This is a genomic window from Mycobacterium sp. NGS48 (assembly GCF_059812585.1).
Genome location: NZ_JCALCY010000007.1, coordinates 1 through 23,158, shown reverse-complemented (window position 1 = coordinate 23,158; position 23,158 = coordinate 1). Strand labels below are relative to the sequence as shown.

General features: G+C 66.7%; 21 protein-coding genes, 1 tRNA gene and 1 other RNA gene. 10 read left to right on the top strand and 13 right to left on the bottom strand.

Annotated features, from left to right (window positions below; genetic code table 11):
* Positions 1 to 2 precede the first annotated feature (2 nt).
* The 3 genes from AC5Y42_RS14525 to AC5Y42_RS14515 form a co-directional block, all read right to left on the bottom strand.
* Positions 3 to 1,535: an alpha/beta hydrolase gene (locus AC5Y42_RS14525; RefSeq protein ID WP_499899097.1), complete on the bottom strand. Its 1,533-nt coding sequence runs from the start codon at positions 1,533 to 1,535 to the stop codon at positions 3 to 5.
* A gap of 63 nt (positions 1,536 to 1,598) precedes the next feature.
* Entirely contained in the window at positions 1,599 to 3,164 is a 1,566-nt protein-coding gene (locus tag AC5Y42_RS14520) for an alpha/beta hydrolase (protein ID WP_499899095.1), read from the bottom strand.
* Positions 3,165 to 3,205: 41 nt separating this feature from the next.
* On the bottom strand, positions 3,206 to 4,597 hold the full coding sequence (locus AC5Y42_RS14515) for a WS/DGAT/MGAT family O-acyltransferase (RefSeq protein ID WP_499899094.1): 1,392 nt from the start codon (positions 4,595 to 4,597) through the stop codon (positions 3,206 to 3,208).
* 184 nt (positions 4,598 to 4,781) lie between these two features.
* Here AC5Y42_RS14515 and panB point away from each other — a divergent pair, with 184 nt between their 5' ends.
* Both panB and AC5Y42_RS14505 read left to right on the top strand, forming a co-directional pair.
* Complete coding sequence (gene panB / locus AC5Y42_RS14510) at positions 4,782 to 5,624, top strand: 3-methyl-2-oxobutanoate hydroxymethyltransferase (protein ID WP_499899092.1); 843 nt, start codon at positions 4,782 to 4,784, stop codon at positions 5,622 to 5,624.
* A gap of 79 nt (positions 5,625 to 5,703) precedes the next feature.
* A complete protein-coding gene (locus tag AC5Y42_RS14505; protein ID WP_499899090.1) occupies positions 5,704 to 7,200 on the top strand; it encodes a CYTH and CHAD domain-containing protein in 1,497 nt (498 codons plus the stop codon).
* Positions 7,201 to 7,215: 15 nt separating this feature from the next.
* Here AC5Y42_RS14505 and rnpB read toward each other — a convergent pair.
* Together rnpB and AC5Y42_RS14495 are read right to left on the bottom strand one after the other, a co-directional pair.
* Positions 7,216 to 7,616, bottom strand: an RNA gene (rnpB, locus tag AC5Y42_RS14500) — RNase P RNA component class A.
* A 47-nt stretch (positions 7,617 to 7,663) separates the two neighbouring features.
* Complete coding sequence (locus tag AC5Y42_RS14495; protein ID WP_499899089.1) at positions 7,664 to 8,950, bottom strand: HNH endonuclease; 1,287 nt, start codon at positions 8,948 to 8,950, stop codon at positions 7,664 to 7,666.
* Between the two features lie 47 nt (positions 8,951 to 8,997).
* Between AC5Y42_RS14495 and AC5Y42_RS14490 the strand changes: the two genes are divergently transcribed.
* A complete protein-coding gene (locus AC5Y42_RS14490; RefSeq protein ID WP_499899087.1) occupies positions 8,998 to 9,717 on the top strand; it encodes a 2OG-Fe(II) oxygenase in 720 nt (239 codons plus the stop codon).
* On the opposite strand, the gene AC5Y42_RS14485 is transcribed toward AC5Y42_RS14490, so the two are convergent.
* Complete coding sequence (locus AC5Y42_RS14485; protein ID WP_499899086.1) at positions 9,702 to 10,340, bottom strand: class I SAM-dependent methyltransferase; 639 nt, start codon at positions 10,338 to 10,340, stop codon at positions 9,702 to 9,704. The two genes, AC5Y42_RS14490 and AC5Y42_RS14485, sit on opposite strands and share 16 nt — an antisense overlap.
* Before the next feature lie 46 nt (positions 10,341 to 10,386).
* Between AC5Y42_RS14485 and AC5Y42_RS14480 the strand changes: the two genes are divergently transcribed.
* The gene (locus AC5Y42_RS14480; RefSeq protein ID WP_499899084.1) at positions 10,387 to 10,956 is read left to right on the top strand and encodes a helix-turn-helix domain-containing protein; all 570 of its coding nucleotides are present in this window, start codon (positions 10,387 to 10,389) and stop codon (positions 10,954 to 10,956) included.
* Here the strand turns inward: AC5Y42_RS14480 and AC5Y42_RS14475 are convergent.
* The 4 genes from AC5Y42_RS14475 to cobC are packed head-to-tail and all read right to left on the bottom strand — an operon-like array spanning position 10,953 to position 14,933.
* Positions 10,953 to 12,038: a bifunctional RNase H/acid phosphatase gene (locus tag AC5Y42_RS14475; RefSeq protein ID WP_499899083.1), complete on the bottom strand. Its 1,086-nt coding sequence runs from the start codon at positions 12,036 to 12,038 to the stop codon at positions 10,953 to 10,955. The genes AC5Y42_RS14480 and AC5Y42_RS14475 overlap by 4 nt on opposite strands.
* The gene (locus AC5Y42_RS14470) at positions 12,035 to 12,769 is read right to left on the bottom strand and encodes a zinc ribbon domain-containing protein (RefSeq protein WP_499899081.1); all 735 of its coding nucleotides are present in this window, start codon (positions 12,767 to 12,769) and stop codon (positions 12,035 to 12,037) included. Before AC5Y42_RS14470 ends, AC5Y42_RS14475 begins: the two co-directional genes overlap by 4 nt.
* Positions 12,766 to 13,905, bottom strand: a complete 1,140-nt coding sequence (locus AC5Y42_RS14465; RefSeq protein ID WP_499899079.1) for a Nif3-like dinuclear metal center hexameric protein — start codon at positions 13,903 to 13,905, stop codon at positions 12,766 to 12,768. The genes AC5Y42_RS14470 and AC5Y42_RS14465 overlap by 4 nt, the downstream gene beginning before the upstream one ends.
* Positions 13,902 to 14,933 (bottom strand): Rv2231c family histidinol phosphate aminotransferase CobC, encoded by a 1,032-nt coding sequence (gene cobC, locus AC5Y42_RS14460; RefSeq protein WP_499899077.1) that lies wholly within the window; start codon positions 14,931 to 14,933, stop codon positions 13,902 to 13,904. The genes AC5Y42_RS14465 and cobC overlap by 4 nt, the downstream gene beginning before the upstream one ends.
* 60 nt (positions 14,934 to 14,993) lie before the next feature.
* On the opposite strand from cobC, the gene AC5Y42_RS14455 reads away from it, so the two are divergent.
* From AC5Y42_RS14455 to AC5Y42_RS14445, 3 genes are read left to right on the top strand one after another with little or no spacing between them, the layout of a single operon-like run.
* On the top strand, positions 14,994 to 15,650 hold the full coding sequence (locus AC5Y42_RS14455; RefSeq protein ID WP_499899076.1) for an HAD hydrolase-like protein: 657 nt from the start codon (positions 14,994 to 14,996) through the stop codon (positions 15,648 to 15,650).
* Complete coding sequence (locus AC5Y42_RS14450) at positions 15,643 to 16,137, top strand: low molecular weight protein-tyrosine-phosphatase (RefSeq protein WP_499899073.1); 495 nt, start codon at positions 15,643 to 15,645, stop codon at positions 16,135 to 16,137. The genes AC5Y42_RS14455 and AC5Y42_RS14450 overlap by 8 nt, the downstream gene beginning before the upstream one ends.
* The gene (locus AC5Y42_RS14445) at positions 16,137 to 16,952 is read left to right on the top strand and encodes an SURF1 family cytochrome oxidase biogenesis protein (RefSeq protein WP_499899071.1); all 816 of its coding nucleotides are present in this window, start codon (positions 16,137 to 16,139) and stop codon (positions 16,950 to 16,952) included. The genes AC5Y42_RS14450 and AC5Y42_RS14445 overlap by 1 nt, the downstream gene beginning before the upstream one ends.
* Here the strand turns inward: AC5Y42_RS14445 and AC5Y42_RS14440 are convergent.
* A complete protein-coding gene (locus tag AC5Y42_RS14440; protein ID WP_499899068.1) occupies positions 16,924 to 17,868 on the bottom strand; it encodes a cobalamin biosynthesis protein in 945 nt (314 codons plus the stop codon). The genes AC5Y42_RS14445 and AC5Y42_RS14440 overlap by 29 nt on opposite strands.
* A 52-nt stretch (positions 17,869 to 17,920) precedes the next feature.
* Between AC5Y42_RS14440 and AC5Y42_RS14435 the strand changes: the two genes are divergently transcribed.
* Positions 17,921 to 18,736 carry an oxygenase MpaB family protein gene (locus AC5Y42_RS14435; protein ID WP_499899067.1) on the top strand — a complete coding sequence of 272 codons (816 nt, stop codon included), beginning with the start codon at positions 17,921 to 17,923 and terminating at the stop codon, positions 18,734 to 18,736.
* 3 nt (positions 18,737 to 18,739) lie between these two features.
* On the opposite strand, the gene AC5Y42_RS14430 is transcribed toward AC5Y42_RS14435, so the two are convergent.
* On the bottom strand, positions 18,740 to 18,919 hold the full coding sequence (locus AC5Y42_RS14430) for a hypothetical protein (RefSeq protein WP_499899065.1): 180 nt from the start codon (positions 18,917 to 18,919) through the stop codon (positions 18,740 to 18,742).
* Positions 18,920 to 19,048: 129 nt separating this feature from the next.
* Here AC5Y42_RS14430 and AC5Y42_RS14425 point away from each other — a divergent pair, with 129 nt between their 5' ends.
* Positions 19,049 to 19,444: a VOC family protein gene (locus AC5Y42_RS14425; RefSeq protein ID WP_499899064.1), complete on the top strand. Its 396-nt coding sequence runs from the start codon at positions 19,049 to 19,051 to the stop codon at positions 19,442 to 19,444.
* A 245-nt stretch (positions 19,445 to 19,689) separates the two neighbouring features.
* Positions 19,690 to 22,986 (top strand): LuxR family transcriptional regulator, encoded by a 3,297-nt coding sequence (locus tag AC5Y42_RS14420; protein ID WP_499899063.1) that lies wholly within the window; start codon positions 19,690 to 19,692, stop codon positions 22,984 to 22,986.
* A gap of 11 nt (positions 22,987 to 22,997) precedes the next feature.
* On the opposite strand, the gene AC5Y42_RS14415 is transcribed toward AC5Y42_RS14420, so the two are convergent.
* Positions 22,998 to 23,072: transfer RNA gene (locus AC5Y42_RS14415), tRNA-Val, on the bottom strand.
* Positions 23,073 to 23,158 lie beyond the last annotated feature (86 nt).

Below are 23,158 nucleotides of genomic sequence, written 5' to 3'. Positions count from 1 at the left end.
TCTCAGCACCGCAGGCTGCCTGGCGAGGCCCCGTCGACGAAGTAGCGCACTACTGCGGTGTCGACGCAGCGGTCACCGCTGAAGACCACGGTGTGTTGGGTGCCGTCGTAGCTGATCAGCGGGGCGTCGAGCTGACGGGCCAGGTCGACTCCGGCCTGATACGGGGTGGCCGGGTCGTGGGTGGTGGAGACCACGACGACCTTGCCCGGCGCCACCGGCGCGGCCGAATGCGGCGACGACGTTGCCGGAACCGGCCACAGCGCGCACAGATCGCGCGGCGCGTAGCCGGTGAACTGCCCATACGACAGGAACGGCGCAACCTGCCGGATTTTCCGGTCGGCATCCACCCACGCCGCCGCATCGGTAGGCGCGGGCGCGTCGACGCAGCGGATCGCGCTGAACGCGTCCTGGGAGTTGTCGTAGTGGCCGCTGTCGTCGCGTCCGTTGTAGTCGTCGGCGAGCTTCAACAGGTCATCAGCGTCGGCGCCGCGTTGCAGCCCCAACAGCCCGCTGGTCAAAAACTTCCAGTACTGCGGGGTATAGAGCGCGTTGATCGTCCCGGTGGTGGCATCGGCATAGCTCAGCCCCCGCGGGTCCGACGTCTTGCCCGGCTTCTCGACCAGCGGGTCGACCAGGTCGTGGTAGCGGCTCACCCATTTGGTGGGATCGGTGCCCAACGGGCAGCCCTGCGAGCGGGCGCAATCCGCGGCGTAATCGTTGAACACGGTTTGAAAGCCGGCCATTTGATTGATGTTTTCCTCGATCGGGCCGACGCTGGGATCGATGGCGCCGTCAAGCACCATGGCCCTCACGTGCTCGCCGAACCGCTCGACGTAGGCGGTGCCCAACTCGGTGCCGTAGCTGTAGCCCAAGTAGTTGATCTGCTCATCGCCCAGCGCCTGCCGGACCATGTCCATATCGCGGGCGGCAGCCGCGGTTCCGACGTTCTGAAGGAACGCCGCGCCCATTCGTTCGGAGCATTGTCGGGCCAACTGCTGGTAGAGCGCCTCGATGTGGGCCACCCCGGCCGGGCTGTAGTCGACCATCGGTTCGCGCCGATACGCGTCGAATTCGGCGTCGGTGCGGCAGCGCAGCGCCGGCGTGGAGTGGCCGACGCCGCGGGGATCAAATCCAACCAGGTCGAAGCGCTGCGCGATTTCGCTGTCGGCTAGCGCCGCCCCCATCGCGGCGACGGTGTCGACGGCCGAGGCTCCCGGCCCGCCGGGATTGACCAACAATGATCCGATCCGCGGGCCGGTGGCCGGAATCCGAATCAGCGCAAGCTGCGCCTGAGCGCCGGTTGGCTCGCTGTAGTCGACCGGGACCGGCACGGTGGTGCACCGGGCGGTGGGAATGTCGCTGGTGTCATCGAGAAATCGGCCACAGCTTCCCCAGTTGAGCGCCGTAGTGGGTTGGCCGGCGTCTGCTTCCGGGGTGGCACCGGCCGGCGCGACGGCGGGAGCGGTCAACAACGCAAACGAAATCAGTGCAGCGCTCAGCCGTCTCATGCGCCACATGGCTGTCCATCGTCGCATGGGTCAGAGCCACGGTGCACGGCCACAAGGTCACACCTTGGTCTCGTTATCTGCCGCGGAGTCTTAGCATTTCGCGTCCGGCGGCGGGGTGGTGCCATTGATCAGATACGTCGTCGCGTAGTCGTCGATGCAGCCGTTGCCCTGAAAGACAACGGTGTGCTGGGTCCCGTCGAAGGTGAGCAGCGCCCCGTGCAGTTGCTTGGCGAGGTCGACACCGGCTTTGTACGGTGTCGCCGGGTCGTGGGTCGTCGAAACCACCACGGTCGGCGGCAGTCCGGGCGCGGAGATGACGTGCGGTCTGCTGGTGGGCGGCACCGGCCAGAACGCACACGTCCCCAGCGGCGCGTCGCCGGTGAACTTTCCGTAGCTCATGAACGGTGCGATTTCGCGCGAGCGACGGTCCTCGTCGATGATCTTGGCCCGGTCCTTGACCGGCGGTTGATCGACACAGTTGATCGCCACCCGGGCGTCGCTGGCGTTGGTGTAGTGACCGTGCGAATCGCGGCGCATGTACATGTCGGCCAGCGCCAGCAGGGTGTCGCCGCGACCGCCTCTCAGCTCGCTCAGGCCGGTGGTCAGGTGGTGCCACAGCGTCGGCGAGTACAGCGCCATGATCGTTCCCACGATCGCGTCGCTGTAGCTGAGGCCGCGCGGGTCTTTGGTGGGTGCCGGCTTACCGATCCTCAGGTTGTCCGGGTCGACCAGCGGATTCACCAGGCTCTGGTAGACGTCGACGGATTTCGCCGGATCGGTGCCCAACGGGCACGTCGGGGCCTTCGCACAATCGGCTGCGAAGTCGTTGAACGCATCCTGAAATCCCTTGGCCTGCCGCAGATCCGCCTCTATCGGGTCGGCGTTGGGGTCGACGGCGCCGTCGAGGATCATCGCCCGCACGTTCTGCGGATAGGCCTCGGCGTAGGCGGAGCCGATCCGCGTGCCATACGAGTAGCCGAGATAGGTCAGCTTGTCGTCGCCGAGCGCATCGCGAATGGCGTCGAGGTCGCGTGCGACATTGACGGTCCCGACGTTGGCCAGGAAGTTGTTGCCCATCTTGGCCTTGCAGCGGCCGACGAACTCCTTGGTTTCGTCTTCGATGTGCGCCACACCCGCCGGGCTGTAGTCGACCTGCGGCTCGGCGCGGAGCCGGTCGTTGTCGGCGTCGGAGTTGCACCAGATCGCCGGGCGCGACGACGCCACCCCGCGTGGGTCGAAACCGACCAGGTCGAAGCGCTCGCGGACACGTGTCGGCAACGACTGCACGACACTGACCGCGGCTTCGATACCAGACTCTCCGGGCCCGCCGGGATTGATGACCAGTGCGCCGATCTTGTCGCCGGTCGCCGGAAAACGAATCATCGCCAGCGTCGTGGCATCGCCGTCGAGGTGGTTGTAGTCGACCGGCACAGCGATCTTGCCGCATTGCGCGCCGGCCGGGAGCTTCACCGCAGTACCGCCGGTGACCCGGCACTGCCCCCACTCCAGCGCCTGCCCGATCTTCGGGCCCTCCAACACCGCGCGTCCACTCACGACGTGAGTGCAACTCGCCACTGTCATGACGATCGTGGCCATCACGGTCCAGATCAGCATCGTGCGCGCGATCGTGTCGCGGCGAGGCAAGCCCATGGTCACCTATGCTGCCATGCGCTCAGAACAGACCACGCCGGCGCGTATCACCGGATAGCAAGCAGCAGTTCTTCCATCCCGACGGGGAAGTCGTCGGCCAACTCCCACAAGTCCGGCACCAACTCCGGGCACGCGATCAGGCCAACGTCCAGTTTGCCGTTCAGCGACATCACCGTGATGTTCAGGCCGGAGCCGTGGAAAACCGGGCCCAGCGGATACATCGCCTTGACTTCGCAGCCCAGCAGATACAACGGCACCTGCGGGCCCGGAACATTGGAGACCACCAGGTTGTGCACCGGGCGGCTGCGGGTCAGGCGAGTCCGGGCGTAGGCCCGCATCGCCAGGCCGAACATCGCCGGCGCCGCGAACTGCGACCAGTCTTGCAGCAGCGTCGCGCTGATCGCCGAACTGTGCCCTTTGGCAACTGAATTCGCCTCGGAGATCGTCTTCAGGCGCTCGGCAGGGTCGGCGATGTTGGAGTGCAGACTGGCGAACATGCCCGAAACCTGGTTACGCCCCGGGCGATCGGACTTGCCGTGCACCGACACCGGCACCATCGCCACCAACGACGAGTCCGGCAGTTCGCCACGGTCAAGCAGGAATTGACGCAGCACCCCGGACACCAACGCCATCACCACATCGTTCACCTTGACGTTGAAGTGGTTTTTGACCTTCTTGATGTCCTCGAGATCCAGTTGCGCATAGGCGATGTTGCGGTTGGCGGTGACACTGGCGTTGAACGCGGTTGGCGGCGCGGCGAACGGACGTGCCATCGCCTGCCCGCTACTCGCCCGCATCAGCGTCTTCACCACCGACGCCGCCGTGCTGGGTAGCGCTTTGCGCAGATACAGCGGTCGCGACGCGAACCTCGCCAAGCCGCCCAACGCGATCCGGACCTGGTCACCGCCGCCTACCCCGTCCACCGCCTCCGGCGCCGGGGCGTCGGCTTCGGTGCTGCACAGCTGCGACATCAGGTTCGCACCGGTCACGCCGTCCACGCAGGCGTGGTGCACTTTGGTCAGCACTGCCAGCCGGCCACCGCTTTGGGCATCGGTGCCCGCGACGCCCTCGATCACCCACATCTCCCAGAGCGGTCGGCTGCGATCCAGTGGCAGGGCCGCGATGTGGCCGCAGATCTCCGACAGCTCCATCCGCCCTCCCGGCGGCGGTAACCCGATGCGGTGCAGATGTCGGCTGACATCGAAGCTCTCGTCGTCCACCCAGACCGGATGGTCGAGGTTGAGCGGGCTGTCGGCCAGCTTCTCGCGGAACTGCGGCATCGCCTTGATCCGGATCGCCAACTCGTCGCGAAACCGGTCGAAGCTGTAGCCGCCCGGCATTGTCGAGGTGTCCACTTCCAGGATCGAACAGACATGCAACGGCTGAGAAGGGGTCTCCAAATACAGGAAACTGGCGTCGAGTCCGCTGAGCCGCTGCATTCGCAGATGGTATGTCCGGTACTGCGTGATGGAGTGAAAATCGCGGGTGCTGATCACGGTGTGAGGAAGTCCACTGGGCATGGCGTGCATCGGCACCGCGATAGATGGCAGACTGGCATGGTCAGACGAACCCGGGGACCCGGCAGGGCCACGAGGATCGACCCGACCATCACTAGGGACAATGATGTCTGAACACACCGTGTACGGCACTTCCGAGCCGGCCACTGCGCCGCGGACCAAGATCCGCATCCACCACTTGCAGAAGATGAAGGCCGAAGGCCACAAGTGGGCGATGCTCACGGCCTACGACTACTCCACCGCCCGCATCTTCGACGACGCCGGCATTCCCGTGCTGCTGGTCGGTGACTCCGCCGCCAACGTCGTCTACGGCTACGACACCACCGTGCCGATCTGCGTCGACGAGCTGATTCCGCTGGTCCGCGGTGTGGTGCGCGGCGCCCCGCACGCTCTGGTGGTCGCCGATCTGCCGTTCGGCAGCTACGAGGCCGGACCCACCGCCGCGCTAACCAGCGCCACCCGGTTCATGAAGGAAGCCGGCGCGCACGCGGTCAAGCTGGAAGGCGGCGAACGGGTGGCCGAGCAGATCGCCACCCTGACCGCGGCCGGTATCCCGGTGATGGCGCACATCGGGTTCACCCCGCAAAGTGTCAACAGCCTCGGCGGCTTCCGGGTGCAGGGCCGCGGCGACGCCGCCGAGCAGACCATCGCCGATGCGATTGCTGTCGCCGAAGCCGGCGCGTTTTCAGTCGTGATGGAAATGGTGCCGGCCGAGTTGGCCACCCAGATCACCGGCAAACTGACCATCCCCACCGTCGGCATCGGGGCGGGCCCCAACTGCGACGCCCAGGTTCTCGTCTGGCAGGACATGGCCGGACTCACCAGCGGCAAGACCGCCCGCTTCGTCAAACGGTTCGGTGACGTCGGAGCCGAACTGCGCCGGGCCGCAACGCAATACGCAGAGGAGGTTGCCAGCGGTAGTTTTCCCGCCGACGAGCACAGCTTCTGACCGCTCTGTTGCGACTGCTCGCGGATTAATGCCGAGTTACCCTGGACGCCTATCCTTCATCCCCCGGCGGAGGCACGACATGGCTGTCAAGGCCCCCGACACGTCGCGTTATCTGGAAGTGGAGCGCAAGTTCGACGTCGTCGACTCGACTTCGCCGCCGTCGTTTGACGGGATCACCACCATCGATCGCGTGGAGGGGCCACCGGCACAGACCCTGGACGCCGTGTACTTCGATACCCCGGAACGTGACCTGGCGTCCAAACGAGTCACGTTGCGCCGTCGTACCGGCGGCACCGACGCCGGGTGGCATCTGAAGTTGCCGGCCGGCCCCGACGCACGCACCGAGGTTCGGGCGTCATTGGATGCCGAAGGCAACCAGGATGGCGTGCCGGCCGACTTGGTGGATGTGGTCTTGGCGATCGTGCGGGATCGTCCACTGCTTCCGGTGGCGCGGATCAGCACCACCCGCAAAGTCCACCTGCTGCATGGCACCGACGGCGTGCTGGCGGAATTCTGCGACGACCGGGTCACTGCACGACTGGCCGACGAATCCGCCGGCGAACAGCGTTGGCGCGAGTGGGAACTCGAACTCGTCGGTGCCGAGGCGACGGCTGACACCGACTTGCTGGACCGGCTGAGCAACCGCCTGCTCGGCGCCGGTGCCACGCCTGCACGGCATCTGTCCAAACTGGCGCGGGCACTCGACGGGATTGTGCCGCCGCATGATTCGCCGGCGCAGGCGGCCAACCCGGTACATCGCGCGGTGGCCGATCAGATCGACGAGTTGCTTGTCTGGGACCGCGCGGTGCGCGCCGACGCCGACGACGCGGTGCACCAAATGCGGGTCGCGGCACGCAAAATCCGCAGCCTGCTGCAGGCTGCGCCGGATTCCTCTGGGCTGGCAGACACCGCGTGGATCCTGGACGAATTGCGCGAACTGGGCCAGGTGTTGGGGACGGCCCGCGACGCGGAGGTGCTCGCCGAGCGTTACGAGCAGGCTTTGGACGGTCTGGCACCGCAACTGGTGCGCGGGCCGGTCTGGGAGCGTCTCGTCGATGATGCGCAGCGCCGCTACCGCAAAGGCCTAGCGCGATCGCTAGTTGCGCTGCGCTCGCCGCGGTACTTCAGGCTGCTCGATGCCCTCGAGGCCGTCGTCGCCGAGCCGACGGCCAGGCCAGATCAGGAGTCGGCTCCGGTGACCGTCGAGGCCGCCTACAAGCGGGTGCGCAAGGCGTCGAAACATGCAGCCGGGGCGCCCGAGGAAGACCGCGATGACGCGCTGCACGGTATCCGTAAGAAAGCCAAGCGGCTGCGCTACACCGCCGCGGCGACGGGCGCGGGCAAGGTGGCCGAGCGCGCCAAGGTCATCCAGACATTGCTCGGAGATCACCAGGACAGCGTTGTCAGCCGATCCCATTTACAGCAACAGGCGGCGGCCGCACATGCGGCCGGCGAGGACACCTTCACCTACGGTCTGCTCTATCAGCAGGAGGCCGAACTGGCCCAGCGCCGCCGCGAGCAACTCGACAAGGGGCTGCGCAAGCTCGACAAGGCGGTACGCAAAACACTGCGATGAGTGCGTCGAGCGGGGCGGACGAGTTGGCCTGTAAGCCGGATTCTGTTCCGCGCCGCCATGTCTGGCGGCGAGGCGGCGACCATCCATCTGGACACACCGTCACCGGGTGCCTCAAGCGGCCTACCCGCAGGTTCGGGCGAGCAACCCTCGGACACCTGCGCGACCGCACCGCAGTGCGGCCTTCTTGGCCTTGCTTCGGGTGGGGTTTGCCGAGCCATCCCGGTCACCCGGGATGCTGGTGCGCTCTTACCGCACCGTTTCACCCTTACCACCGCGAAGGTGGCGGTCTATTTTCTGTGGCACTTTCCCGCGAGTCACCTCGGATTGCTGTTGGCAATCACCCTGCTCTGTGAAGTCCGGACTTTCCTCGACCCGCATGGCGAACCAGCACGAGCCGCGGCCGCCCAGCCAACTCGTCCGCGTTGATCACCGTACCTGCTGTCGAATGTCCAGGCCAGTCCGTCTAGGCGGCATGGAGATCCGACAACCGGATGGCGACGGCGACTTCCAACTCGCTGACCTCGATCCCAGCAGGAGCTCTTGCAACCGGTGGCGCTCCCGAGCGATAGCGCGCACCCGTCGGGGTAGTGAATTCTGCTGTGTGGGTGCTTTTTTGGTCGACGCTGGTGTTTACCCGCCAACCGGCAGCCTCTTTGGCGTAGTTGCATCGTTCACAAGTCCCGAGCCCATTCAGGACTGAAGTCGCACCACCGCGACGATGCGGCAGAGCGTGGTCGCGGTGCCGGATCGGCGCATCACAATATGGAGTGCGGCACCGCTGGTCCCGGAACTCGATGAACTTGACCAAGCCGCGCGGAAACAAGCGCGCCCTGGACTCCATCGCCACCAGCGCACCGGAGCGCGGATGTGCGTAGAGCCGCCGCAGGGTGGCGCGCGACTGTGAGTCGGCGACGGCGGCGGAGATCAATCCGCGCGCGACTGCCGCCGGTATCGGGCCGTAGCCGCAGATATCCGCCGCCGTGTTGTCGCCGCCGAGCAGGGTTTGGTCGGAGAGCACCAGGTTCACGGCGATCGGCGTCGCCGTCGCCGCACTGCGCCCGGTGACCCGGTCGACCAGCGTGTCGGCCATCACCTGGCCACGTGGTCGTCCATCACCGCAAATGTCCGCCTCCCGGCGCAGCGCGGCATACACGGATACGCCTTGGGCGACCGGGATTAGCGCGGTCAAATACGTCATGGTGTCAGGCGCGGGCCGGATGGTCACAGTACGTTCGTTTGCTGCTTTGGCCGCCCGTTCGACGACAGCGTGCGGGTCGAGTCGATAGGCGATCGCTTTGGCGGCCGCGGCTACCCGGGCATCACCCAAGCCGTCGAGATCGGCGGGCTGACCGCACAACTCAGCGTCCAGTGTCCGTCGGTCCTCGACGTCCAAACATGCGCTTTCCCGCACGATCAGAGTTGCCCGCCACTCCGACAACACTCCGGTCTCCAGCGCCGCGAGGGTGTGCGGCATCTCGTGTACGAGCGCTTTGGCGAACCCGAGGTGCCGGCTGCCCCGGGCCGGGGAATCGCGCCGCGCGAGTGCGATCTCGGTGGCCACGCCACGACAGCGACGTACCGCAGGAACGCCGTCCGCGGCCTCGGCGGACCGCCGCGCTGCATCCAAAGCGGCCGCCGCCCGGGCCTGCCCAGCGGCCGCCGCGGACTTGACACGCTCCAATTCGGCAATGCGCTCCACCAGCGCCGATTCCTCGCTAGCCGCGTCAACAAGCGCCAAGTTCTCGAACATACGTTCGATCATACACGACTTCGGCGACATTGCCTATCGTGAGAACGGTGACGCAGGTCAATAGATGGCTCCAGCGTGTCGAGGCGGCTGACTGGGACGCCATCACTGCCGACCTCAACGACCATGGCGGTGCGCTGCTCCCCCGCCTCCTCACCCGTGCCGAGGCGCATAAGCTCCGCGGGCTCTATGACCACGACGAGCTTTTCCGCAAAACCATCGAGATGGAGCGCCACCGCTACGGCGCCGGGCAGTACCGGTACTTCCGGGCACCGTATCCCGAGCCGATCGAGCGGCTCAAACAGGCGCTGTTTCCACGACTGCTGCCGATCGCCCGGGACTGGTACACCAAGCTTCGCCGCGACACACCGTGGCCCGACAGCCTCGACGAGTGGCTGACGATGTGTCACGCGGCCGATCAGACCAAACCGACGGCGCTGATGCTGAAGTACGGCGCAACCGGCTGGAACGCGCTACACCGAGACCTGTACGGCGAGCTGGTTTTTCCGCTTCAGGTAGTGATCAACCTGAGCGATCCGGCCACCGAGTACACCGGCGGTGAGTTCCTGCTCGTCGAACAACGTCCGCGGGCACAGTCCCGCGGCATCGCAACCCAACTGCCGCAGGGTCATGGTTATCTGTTCACCACTCGCGACCGGCCGGTGCAATCGACCCGCGGTTGGTCGACATCACCGGTGCGCCACGGTCTTTCCGTAGTCCGGTCCGGTGAGCGCTATGCGCTGGGGTTGATCTTTCACGACGCGGCCTGACTGTCGCGTCGCAGTACGATGATGTTGTCGGTGACCGTGCCGACTTGCCCGTCCGGCCCGGTAACCTGGCGCTCCACACTCTCGGCACGCACCGGACGCAGGTCGGTGTCGGTCAGCGGCAGTGCGGCAAGTACGTCAGAAACACTGGGAAATGGGTAATCCTGGTGCTGCGACCACGGCGGCGCCGACCCGTGGTCAACGATCAGCAACACACCGCCGGGTGTCAAATGACCGGCGGCGCGTGGCAACACCTGCTCGCGTTCCAGCCGCACGGGTGAGTGCAAGTACTGCGCCGACACCAGGTCGTAGCTCCCGGCCGGAAACCTATCGGAAAGGTCGAGGCGTTGGAAGTCGATGCGATCCAATAGGTTCCGTTGGCGAGCGTCGGCGGTTGCGCGCTGTAGCGCGGTCGCCGAGACGTCGACGGCCACCACCTGCCATCCGCGTTCGGCCAACCACACGGCATCGGCTCCCTCACCGCAGCCCAGATCAAGGGCTCGGCCGGCCGTCAGCTGCCCGGCCACCTCGGCCAGGTGCGCATTGACCCGTCCGCTCCACACCCGATCGGCTTGGCGATAGTGCTGCTCCCAGAACTGCTGCACGTCGTCGAGTTCAGTTTCCATACCCAAAGCTTGCAGGCACCGATCTGGTCTGCCAACCTAATTTGCCATGCAGGCAAACTCTGACAACTCGGTGGATGTCGTGGTACGCCGGCGGCTTCGAGAGCTGCGCATGCAGCGCGGCATGACGCTTGACGACGTGGCGGTGCGGGCGAATATCGACATTTCGACGCTGAGCCGCCTGGAATCCGGCAAGCGGCGCCTGGCCCTGGATCACTTACCCCGATTGGCCGAGGCGCTTTCGGTCAGCACGGATGAGTTGCTGCGGGAGCCCGAGCAACCCGACCCGCGAGTGCGGGGCTCCTCGCATACCCGGCACGGCATCACATACTGGCCGCTGACGCGGCAGGGTCCGGCCGGTGGTTTGCACACCTTCAAGATTCGCGTCAAACGTCGCTCGCCGCCGACCGAGCTGCCGGTGCACGAGGGGCAGGAATGGTTGTACGTGCTCTCCGGCCGGATGCGCCTGCTGCTCGGTGACCGAGACTTCGCGATCAAACCTGGTGAGGCGGTCGAGTTCTCCACCTGGACCCCGCATTGGTTCGGTGCGGTGGACACTCCGGTGGAGGCCATCGTGATCTTCGGCGCCAACGGCGAACGCCTGCACCTACACAGTTAGAGATAGGCCGTCTGGTTCACCAACCGCACCGACGAGTTCCCGTCAGGGTAGAACTCGGCGATACTCAACGACGCCAGATCCAGGTGCAGCCGGTAGAGGATGCCGGCTCCGGCCTCGAGCGCCTGTCGCAGCAGCATCTTGATCGGCGTCACGTGCGACACCACCAACACCGTTGTACCGCTGTGCTCTTCGACGATCCGATCGCGCGCTGCCACCACCCGCTGGTGCACGCTGTCGAAGCTTTCACCGCCGGGCGGCCTGGTGCTGGTGTCGCGCAGCCAGCGTCGATGCAGCTCAGGATCGCGCTCGGCGGCCTCGGCGAAAGTCAGGCCTTCCCAGGCGCCGAAATCGGTTTCGATCAGGTCGTCGTCGACCGTCACATCCAAACCCAGCGCCTTGGCGGCTGTCGTCGCGGTGTCATAGCAGCGCTGCAGCGGCGAGCTGATCGCCGCCGCGATTCCGCCCCGTTGGCCCAAATACCGTGCCGCCGCATCGGCTTGTTGCCGCCCCAGTTCGGTCAGCGCCGGGTTACCGCGTCCCGAGTAACGCCGTTGTACCGACAGCTCGGTCTGCCCGTGCCGCAACAGCAGCAGCCGAGTGGCCGCTCCGCGAGCACCAGTCCAGCCGGGTGCCGTGACTGTCTCGGTTGCCGCGGCGGGTGGAGCAGTTTCGGTGGCCTCCGCGGCGGCATCCATCGCTTCGTTGGCCAGCCGGTCGGCATACGAGTTCTCCGCCCGCGGTATCCAGGTGTAGCTGATCTGCTCGAAACGTGCTGCCAGGGCCCGGGCCTGGGAGTGTAGCTCGGCCAGTTCGGGATGTTTGACCTTCCAGCGTCCCGACATCTGTTCGACTACCAGCTTGGAATCCATCGACACCGCGACATCGGTAGCGCCGAGTTTGGCCGCCTCATCCAAGCCGGCGATCAACCCACGATATTCGGCGACATTATTGGTGGCGCGGCCAATCGCCTGCTTGCTCTCGGCCAACACGGTCGAACGGTCGGCCGACCACACCACCGATCCGTACCCGGCCGGCCCGGGGTTGCCGCGCGACCCGCCGTCGGCCTCGACACGGACCTTCATTTGCCGGAGCCGATGGTGCGCAACAGGATTGCGCCGCATTCAGGGCAGCGCAGTACGTCGTCGTCGGCGGCCGCCGCGATCCGGGACAGCTCACCGCGGTCGATCTCGATTCGGCAGGCTCCGCACCGGCGTCCCTGCAGCGGCCCGGCGCCGGGGCCACCGCCGGCACGTTGCCGTTCATAGAGCGCGACCAGTTCCGGATCTAGCGCAGCCGTCAGCTCGTCGCGCCGCGACGAACGTTGCCGGCGAGTGTCGTCGATCTCGGCGAGCGCACGGTCGAGGGCTTGTTGGGCGTTGCCGAGATCGTCCTGCAGCTTGTCGACGCCCGTCGACTCGACGGTTTGTTGAGCCTGCAGTTCCTCGCGGCGCTCCATCACCTCCAGCAGCGAATCCTCCAGGCTGGTCTGGCGGCGTTGCAACGTTTCCAACTCGTGCTGCAGCTCGGACAATTGTTTGGCGTCTGCCACGGTCTGCAACAGCGAGCGGTCGCGGTCCTCACGCTGGCGCACCGCGTCGATTTCCGACTCGAATCGAGATACTTGGGCGTCCAAGTCCTCCAACGCGATTCGCACCGCGGCCAGCCGGTCGGTGGCGGCGCCGTGTTCAGCCTGCATCCGCTGATAGTCCTGCTGTTCGGGCAGATGGCCCGCCCGATGGGTGAGTCGGGACAGCTCGGCGTCCAGCTCGGCCAACTCGAGTAGCGACTGTTGTTGCACTACGGCAGCTTTCATGACGGTAGGCCTTCGGCGGAATTGTCGACGTTCCAGGGATCGGTGCGAATGGAGCACACCCGTACGGGCAGCGCATCACCGAATGCCGACCGCAGCACGTCGGCGGCCTGGCCACACCACGGGTATTCGCTGGCCCAGTGGGCGACGTCGATCAAGGCCACATCAGAGGCGCGACGGTGCTCGTCAGCCGGGTGGTGCCGCAGATCGGCGGTGACATATGCCTGCACATCTGCGCCGGCTACCGCATCGAGCAATGAGTCCCCCGCGCCGCCGCACACCGCCACCCGTGATACCGGCGCGTCTGGGTCGCCGGCCGCGCGCACCCCCCATGACGTTTGTGGCAGGCCGGTGCTGACCCGGGAGACGAATGCGCGCAACGATTCTGGGTGCGTCAGAGCGCCGATGCGGCCTAACCCGACATCGCCGGGCGGTGATGCGAGCGCGATGATGTCGAATGCCGGCTCCTCATAAGGGTGGGCGGCCCGCAGCGCCGAAAGCACCTCACGCCGCAGTCGGGCCGGCGCGATGAACTCGACCCGGTCCTCGATCACCCGCTCGACGGCGCCAACGCTGCCGATTGTGGGCGAAGCTCCGTCGCGGGGCAGGAATTGGCCGGTGCCCGTGACGCTCCAGCTGCAATGCGCATAGTCGCCGATCTCGCCGGCGCCCGCGGCGAACACCGCCGCCCGCACCGCCTCGGCGTGTTCCGGCGGGACGAAAACGACCCACTTGTCGTGGTTGGACGTCGCCGCCAATGGCTCGAGCACTGCCTCGACGGTCAGCCCCAACGTCTGGGCCAGCGCGTCGGAGACCCCCGGTGAGGCGGAGTCGGCGTTGGTGTGCGCGGTGAACAGCGAACGTCCTGAACGGATCAGCCGGTGCACCAGTGCGCCTTTGGCTGTGCTGGCGGCCACGGTGTCCACCCCGCGCAACAACAACGGATGGTGGGCCAGCAGCAGTCCCCCGTCGGGGACCTCGTCGACCACCGCTGCGGTGGCGTCGACCGCAATCGTCACCGATTCCACCGCGTCTTCGGGGTCACCGCAGACCAGCCCGACCGAATCCCATGACTGGGCCAGTCGCGGCGGATATGCCTCGTCGAGCACGCCGGTGACATCGGCCAACCGCACAGTCATTCCAGCACCTCTCGCAGCGCCTCGACCAGCAGCGGCCACTCCGGACGCACCGCCGCCCGCAGATACCGTCCGTCCAGACCGACAAACGTGTCGCCGCGGCGAACCGCAATACCCTTGGCGTGCAACCGCTTTCGAACCAGCTCGGCGTCACCGACAGTGAACAGCACGAACGGCGCCTGACCGTCAACCACGTCGACACCCACGGATTGCAGTCCGGACACCATCTCGGCCCGCAGCGCCACCAGCCGCCGAGCACCGGCCGTCGCCTCGGCCACCGCATCCGGAGCACAACAGGCCGCGATCGCCGCCAGTTGCAGAGTGCCCACCGGCCAGTGCGCGCGTCGTGAGGTCAGCCGGTCCAGCACCTGGGGCGTCCCGAGCGCGTAGCCCACCCGCAGCCCGGCCAGCGACCAGGTCTTGGTCAGACTGCGTAACACCAGCACGTCGGGCAGCGCAGCACCGGCCAGCGACTCCGGCTCACCGGGAACCGCGTCGGCGAACGCCTCGTCGACCACCACGATCCGGCCGGGGCGGCGCAGCGCGTGGATCTGCTCGCGACGGTGCAGCACCGAGGTCGGATTGGTTGGGTTGCCCAGCACCACCAGATCTGCCTCGTCGGGCACCTGCACACCGGCCAGGCCGAACGGTGGATCGAGCACAACATGCTGAACCGGGATCCCGGCCGCGGCCAGCGCAATGTGCGGTTCGGTGAACGACGGCGCGATGATCGCGGCCTGTCGCGGGCACAGGTTGGCCAGCAGCGTGAACCCCTCGGCCGCGCCGGCCAGCAGCGTCACCTCGTCGGGGGCGCGGCCGTGGCGGGCGCACACCGCTGCAATGGCGGCCCGCTCGTCGTCGACTCCCGGGTATCTTGCGAGGTCGGGCAGCCGGTCGGTCAGCCGCCGGATCAGCCATGCCGGCGGTTGCGGATCACGAACGTTGACGGCGAAGTCCAGCATGCCCGGCTCAGCGGCCTGATCGCCGTGGTAGCGCGCCACCGCAAGCGGGGTCGGGTCCAGACTCGCCACGCTTGAAACAGTAACGGCCTCAGTGGCAGGGCAGGTCAGCGCATCGGAGACAATGAGAAGGTGACCGGCATAATCTCTGCTGCGGCGCAGCTGGTGATATTCGACCTCGACGGCACCTTGACCGATTCCGCCGACGGGATCGTTTCCAGCTTTCGCCACGCGCTGCGCCACGTCGGTGCGGCCGAGCCCGAGGGCGATCTGGCGAGCCGGATCGTCGGCCCGCCGATGCACCACACCCTGTCCGGGCTGGGATTGGGTGAGCGCACCGATGCAGCGATCGCGGCCTACCGCGCGGACTACAGCACCCGCGGCTGGGCGATGAACACGCTCTTCGACGGGATTGGGGCGCTGTTGGCGGATTTGCGGGCCGCCGATGTTCGGCTGGCGGTGGCCACCTCCAAGGCCGAGCCGACCGCGCGCCGCATCCTGGCCCACTTCGCGCTCGACGAGCATTTCGAGGTCGTCGCCGGAGCCACCCTCGATGGGTCGCGCAGCAGCAAGGTCGACGTGCTGGCCCACGCGTTGGCGCAGCTGCGGCCGCTGCCCGAGCGCGTGCTGATGGTCGGCGACCGCGTGCACGACGTCGAAGGCGCGGCCGCCCACGGCATCGACGCGGTGGTGGTCGAGTGGGGCTACGGGCACGCCGACTTCGCCGAAGACAGTGGTGTCGCCCGGGTCGCCACGGTCGCGGAGTTGCGGAGGATGCTGGGTGTCTGATCCACGGCTGCACATCACGTTTGTCTGCACCGGCAACATCTGCCGGTCGCCGATGGCCGAGAAAATGTTCGCCCATCAGATCAGCCAGCGCGGGCTGCACGACGCGGTGCGGGTGACCAGTGCGGGTACCGCCGAATGGCATATAGGTAAATGTGCCGACGAGCGCACCAACTGGGTGCTGCGCGCGCACGGCTATCCCACTGAGCACAGCGCGGCGCACCTCGACAGCGACCACCTGACAGCTGACCTGGTAATCGCCTTGGCGCGGAACCACGTCTGGCTGTTGCGCCAGCTCGGGGTCGACCCCGACCGGGTACGAATGCTGCGGTCGTTCGACCCGCGGTCCGGTGCTTACGCGCTCGACGTCGATGATCCCTACTACGGCGATCACGATGATTTCGAGGCGGTTTTCGCCACCATCGAGGCCGCCCTGCCCGGGCTGCATGATTGGGTCGACGAGCGACTTGCCCAAAACGGTCACCACTGATGCGGCGTTTGGCGTTCCTGTTGCGGCCGGGCTGGTTGGCGCTGGCGGTGGTGGTGATCGCGTTCACCTACCTGTGTCTCACCGTGCTCGCACCGTGGCAGCTGGGAAAAAACAGCAAGACCTCGCGAGAGAACGACCAAATCCAGCAGTCCCTGAGTACCGCCCCGGTCCCGGTGAAAACGCTGCTGCCGCAGCAAGATTCGTCAGCACCCGATGCGCAGTGGCGAAAGGTGACGGCCACCGGGCACTATCTGCCGGATGGGCAGGTGTTGGCCCGGCTACGCGTGGCCGGCGGGGAGCCCTCGTTAGAAGTGCTGGTCCCGTTCGTTGTGGATGCCGGTCCCACCGTGTTGGTCGACCGCGGCTATGTCCGGCCAGAACAGGGCTCGCGAGTGCCGCCGATACCGCCACCGCCCAGCGGTGCGGTGACCATCACGGCGCGGTTGCGTGACTCCGAAGCGCCGGCACGCGGCAAGGATCCGTTCACCACAGACGGTGTGCAGCAGGTGTATTCCATCGACATCGATCAGATAGCGAACCTGACCGGGGTGCCGCTGGCCGGCTCCTACCTGCAACTGGTGGACAACCAGCCCGGTGGGCTCGGCGTGATCGGGGTGCCGCACTTGGATGCCGGGCCGTTCTTGTCGTATGGCATCCAGTGGATCTCGTTCGGCATCGTCGCGCCCATCCTGCTGGGCTATTTCGTCTACGCCGAGATCCGCGTCCGCCGTGCGGAAAAGGCGGCAACCGGCGATCCCACCGCGCCCAAGACCGTCGAAGAGAAGCTCACCGATCGCTATGGCCGGCGGCGGTGAACGCCACCAACAGCGCCGTCGCGGCCTGCACCACCCGGGAAAGCAGCACCGCGCGGCGCAGGTCGGCCACCGACGGTGACGGCCCCGCGCCGAGGGTTGGCCGGATCTGCAGTTCGTAGTGGTACTGCGTCGGCCCGCCCAGTCGCACCCCCAGCGCCCCAGCGAACGACGCCTCGACGACACCGGCATTGGGGCTGGGATGGCGGTCGGCATCACGTATCCAGGCCCGCAGCGCACCGGCTGGTGATCCGCCGACGGCCGGCGCGCACATCACCACCAGCGTCGCAGTCACCCGCGCTGCCGCATAGTTGGCCAGATCGTCCAAACGTGCTGCTGCCCAGCCAAATCGGGTATAGCGGGGCGAACGGTGGCCGATCATCGAGTCCAAGGTGTTGACGGCGCGGTACGCCAGCACCGCCGGCGCCCCACCGACCGCCGCACACAGCAGCGGCGCCACATGCGCGTCGGAAGTGTTTTCGGCGACCGATTCCACTGCCGCACGGGCCAGCCCTTCAGCGTCGAGCAACGCCGGATCGCGGCCGCACAACGACGGCAGCAGTCGCTTGGCGGCCTCGACGTCGCCGCGCTCCAGCAGCTCCGCCATGTTCGCGCCGGTGCGGGCAAGTGATGTCCCGCCCAGCGATATCCAGCTGGCCACCGCGGTGGCGGCAACCGACCACGACGGACCGCGCCGCTCGGTGTACCGCTGCAGCGCTGCCCCCACAAGGGTGATGGCGCCGACCAGCACGCCGACGTGTGCGGCGCCGGCGACCCGGCTATCGCGGTAGCTGACCCGCTCCAGGGCCGCCGCCGTCGCACCGAAGGCGGCCACCGGATGACCGGCCTGCGGGTCGCCCAGCAGCAAGTCGGCCAGGTAGCCGACCAGCGCGCCCAGCAGCTGTCGCACCGCAAACATTCCGGCAGCGTCTCACACATGGTCTACTCGGTGATATGAGGCGGTATCCACGATGAAGCGCCCTTCCACCCGGGTGGCCGACCTGCTCAATCCCGCCGCAACGCTGTCGCCCGCCGCCAATGTGATCATGCAGCTGTCGTTGCCGGGCGTCGGCTACGGCGTGCTGGAAAGCCCGGTCGACAGCGGCAACGTCTACAAGCATCCGTTCAAGCGGGCCCGCACCACCGGCACCTACCTGGCCGTCGCGACGATCGGAACCGACGCCGACCGCGAGTTGATCCGCGCTGCCGTCGACACCGCGCATCAGCAGGTGCGGTCGACGCCGTCGAGCCCGGTCTCCTACAACGCGTTCAACCCGCAGTTGCAGCTGTGGGTGGCGGCCTGCCTGTACCGCTATTTCGTCGACCAGCACGAGTTTTTGCACGGCGCGCTCGATGACGTCGCCGCCGACGCGGTATATCAAGACGCCAAACGGCTGGGCACCACGCTGCAGGTGCGCGAGGGGATGTGGCCGCCGGACCGCGCCGCGTTCGACGAATACTGGAAGCGCTCGCTCGACGAGCTGCACATCGATCCGCCGGTTCGCGAGCATCTTCGCGGCGTCGCCTCGGTGGCGTTCCTGCCGTGGCCGTTGCGCGCGCTGGCCGGACCGTTCAATTTGTTCGCGACGACGGGTTTCCTGGCGCCGGAGTTCCGCGCGTTGATGCAGCTGGACTGGTCACCATCCCAACAGCGCCGGTTCGAGTGGCTGCTGAGCGCCCTGCGACTGGCTGACCGGCTGATACCGCATCAGGCCTGGATCTTCGGTTACCGGCTTTATCTATGGGACATGCGGTTTCGCGCTCGGCGCGGGTGGCGAATCGTGTGACGACTAGCCGTAGATGGCGAGCAGCACAATGGCGGCCATGCAGACCATCGCCAGCAGAAACCAGGGCTGCAGATAGATGCGCTCGCGGGTTTCCTCGGTCTTCGGCGTCTTCGCCGTCTCCGGCGCCTCCGGCGCCTCCGGCGCAAGCGAAGTGGAACGCTCCGGCGTTAGTTGTGAAGTCATGCTAACTATCATTATCGACTCGTTAGCCTTAGTAAATGTGTTGCTCGTTTCATCGACCCCCTCATTGCGACGCAGGTCACACTGCTGGGCCGGGCGCGGCCCGCGAAATGTTCCGAAGGGAGCAGACTCATGGCTTTCCCGGCGCTCAACCACGTCGCCATCACGGTGCGCGACATGACAGTCAGCGGCCCCTGGTACCGCAAACTGCTCGGCACTGACCCAGTCCTCGACGAGCACACCGACGCCGGATTTCGCCATCTGGTCTGGATGCTCGACGGCGGGACGATCTTCGGCCTCCACCAGCACGAACGTTCCGCTCCCGACGAGCGATTCAGCGAGTTCCGCGTCGGCCTCGACCATGTTGGCTTCGGCTGCGCCGACCGCGCCGAGCTGGAGCAATGGATGACGCGACTCAACGAGCTGGGTGTCCACCACGGCGGCATCGTGGACGCCCGCTACGGCTCGGGGTTGAGCTTTCGAGACCCGGACGGCATCGCGCTGGAGTTCTTCGCGCCGCCAGGGTGATGCGGTCTTAAGCCAGCAGAATGATCAGCACGATGGCCACGACGATGAGCGCTGCCAGCGTCCACCAGACAACGGGGCCGGCGTTGGGCTTGCGAGACGGCCGCGGCGTCAGCGGGCTATTGGACGGTGCGACGCTAAACGTCCTCTCTTGTCTGCACCGCCTCACCACCGCTGCGCCATGCGTACGCATACCCCTGCCGCGACTATGAGCGCTTTTGCTGATGTTTCGTGCCGCACGTCACCGCATGCTGGCTAGCATGAGCGAAACCAGCTGGAGCGGCACAGACATGGGAGACATCCGCGAGCTTCCGACCGGAACGGTCACGTTGCTGCTGGCCGATGTCGAGGGGTCGACTCGCCTGTGGCAGACCCAGCCCGAGGCGATGAAGGCCGCCGTCGTGCGCCTCGACCAGACGCTGTCGGATGCTGTCGCGGCCCACCACGGTGTGCGGCCCGTCGAGCAAGGCGAGGGCGACAGCTTCGTCATCGCGTTCGCCCGCGCCGCCGACGCGGTCGCCTGTGCCCTGCACTTGCAGCGGGCGCCGCTGGCGCCGATCAAATTGCGCATCGGCGTGCATACCGGCGATATCCAACTGCGCGACGAAGGCAACTACATCGGCCCGACGATCAACCGCACCGCACGGCTACGCGATGTCGCCCATGGCGGCCAGACGGTGCTCTCCGGCGCGGCGGAACCGCTCGTCGTAGACCAGCTGCCGACCGGCGTCACCTTGACCGATCTCGGCGCTCACCCGCTGCGCGACCTGCCACGCCCGGAACGGGTTGTGCAACTCTGCCATCCCGATCTGCATAACGATTTCCCGCCGCTGCGCACCGCGAATACCTTCGCCAACGAGCGCCTTCCGGTACAACTGACGCGTTTCATTGGGCGCCAATCAGAAATGAACGGCATCCGCGAGGCGCTCGCCGACAACCGACTCGTCACGCTGACCGGTGCGGGCGGCGCCGGTAAGACCCGCCTGGCGGTGCAGGTCGCCGCCAACATAGGCGGCGAATTCGTCGACGGCCTGTGGTACGTCGACTTGGCACCGATCACCGATCCCGACGTCGTCGCCGTCACGGTGGCACGGGCGTTGGGCCTGCCTGACCAGCCCGGCCAACCGACGATGGACGTGCTGCGTCGGTTCGTTCGCGACCGCCGGATGCTGATCTTGCTGGACAACTGCGAGCACCTGCTCGACGCCAGCGCCGAGCTGATCATCGGGCTGTTGGCCGGGTGCCCGGCGCTGACACTGCTGGCGACCAGCCGCGAGCCCATCGGCGTTGCCGGTGAGGTGAGCTGGCGAGTGCCCTCCCTCTCGCTGGCCGGCGAAGCGATCGATCTGTTCAGCGACCGCGCCCGCCGGACCAAGCCCGACTTCCGTGTGACGGCGGACAACGCCGAGACGGTGACCGAGATCTGTCGCAGGCTCGACGGACTTCCGTTGGCCATCGAGCTCGCCGCAGCCCGGGTCCGCGCATTGTCGCCGACCGAGATCCTGGACAGCCTGCATGATCAGTTCCGCCTGCTGACCGGTGGTGCGCGTACCGCGGTCCGACGCCAGCAGACACTGCGCGCATCGGTGGACTGGTCGCACGCATTGCTGTCCGAGCCCGAACAGGTGCTGTTTCGACGGCTGGCGGTGTTCCTCGGCGGGTTCGATCTCGATGCGGCCCAAGCCGTTGTCGGCGAGATGGAGCGCTATCAGGTGCTCGATCAGCTCACGCTGTTGGTCGACAAATCGCTCGTCGTCGCCGACGACAGCCCGCGTGGCACCCGCTACCGGCTGCTGGAGACGGTCCGCCAGTACGCGCAGGAGAAACTCGGCGAGTCTCGTGAAGGCGATGATCTGCGGGCACGGCACCGCGACCACTACACCGGGGAGGCCGCCTCGCTCGACGCGCCGGCAGACATCGACTACGAACGGCGAATCGACTGGGCGGAAACCGAACTCGACAATCTTCGAGCCGCCTTCGGGTGGAGTCGGGAGGGTTCTGAAACTGAGCTTGCGCTGACGCTGGCGTCGTCGCTGCAGCCGCTGTGGCTCACGCGGGGCCGTATCCAGGAAGGATTGAACTGGCTCGGCGCCGCGCTGGCTGACGGGAGCCAAGCGAACGGCGAGATTTCGGCGGCGTTCGTACGGGCGTCGGCGAACAGGGTCCAGCTGCTTTCGCAGCTCGGCAGGGCCGATGTCCTCGATGACGCTGTACGAACTCTGGCAATGGCACGGCAATTCGGCGACCCATCGCTGGTGGCGGTCGCGCTGACGGCCTGCGGATTGATCGGAGCTGCCAACGACGCCGACGCTGCGCGGCAGTACTACGCCGAGGCGGCAGGCATTGCCCGAGATCTGGGCGATTTACGGACGTTGGCCCGAATCCGGGCCCACGAGAGTTTCGCAGGTCTCATCGGCGGCGAACCAATCGCTGATGTTCAGGCCGCGGCGGAGGAAGGCCTTCGGATCGCGGACCGAATCGGCGACGGCTTCCTCACTCGTCAATGCGACTTGGCATTGAACTGGATGAAGATTTACGGCAGCGACCTGCTCGGCGGCGCCGTCCGGTTGGGTGAGGTGGTCGAGGAGTCCAATGCGGCGCACGATCCGATGTTCGCGATGTATGGGTCCGTACTTCGGGCATACGCGCTCGCGTACACCGGGGATTTGACCGGTGCTCGAGCCGTGGCAGAGGCGGCGCTCCGCAGCGCATCCGCGCTCTTCGAATACTACGAAGGTCCGGTGCACACGGCGTTTGCCATAGCGCACCTGGCGGCGGGCGACGCCTCTGCGGCCTGGAAATCCTACGAAGCAGCGCTGCGATGCAGCGGCATGGATGCCCAGATCGCTTCCACCTTCAGCTGGGCGGCGTTAGCGCCGTTGGCATGCGGCGATCTCGCTACCGCCCGTCGCTGGGCTGATGATGCCGTATCGGTGATCAAGGGCTGCGGCTTATCGATCGCGTTGGCGTCACGCGCGTACGTGGAGATTGCGCAGCGCGAGTTCGATGCTGCCGAACGTGATGCTCACGACGCGCTCAATCTGATTGCTCGGCTGGGAGGCGATGTCGCCGTTCCGTTCGCTCTCGACTGCCTCGCCTTTGCGGCGGGCGACGCCGGCAACCACCAGATGGCAGCGCGCCTGTTCGGTGCAGCCGAATCGGCCCGCCAGAACATCGGATTGGTGCAATTCAAGGCGCTCGCGGCCGATGACGAGGCGAGGATCGCAGCAGTTCGGGATGCCCTGGGCGACAATGACTTCGGCGCCGCCTATGGCGAGGGTGCGATGTTATCGATCGAGGAAGCGATCGCGTACGCGCAGCGCGGCCGCGGCGAACGCAAGCGCGCCAGCAGTGGATGGTCATCGCTGACCCGTGCCGAGCGCGACGTCGTGAGACTGGTCAGTGACGGCTTGGGCAACAAGGATGTCGCCGCGCGGCTGTTCATCTCGCCGCGAACCGTGCAGGCGCATCTGACCCACATCTACCGCAAACTGGGCCTCACCTCTCGGGTGCAGCTGGCCCAGGAGGCGGTGCGTCACAGCTGATTGCTCAACACTGGTGGGCGCGGACGGTATCGAACCGCCGACCGCTGGTGTGTAAAACCAGAGCTCTACCACTGAGCTACGCGCCCTGCCTCGGGCAGGCTACCCGCCTACCTGCCTACTGCTCAAAACGCCGACGCTTCGCGTCGAGCGTGCGCAAAACCGGGTTTCAGCT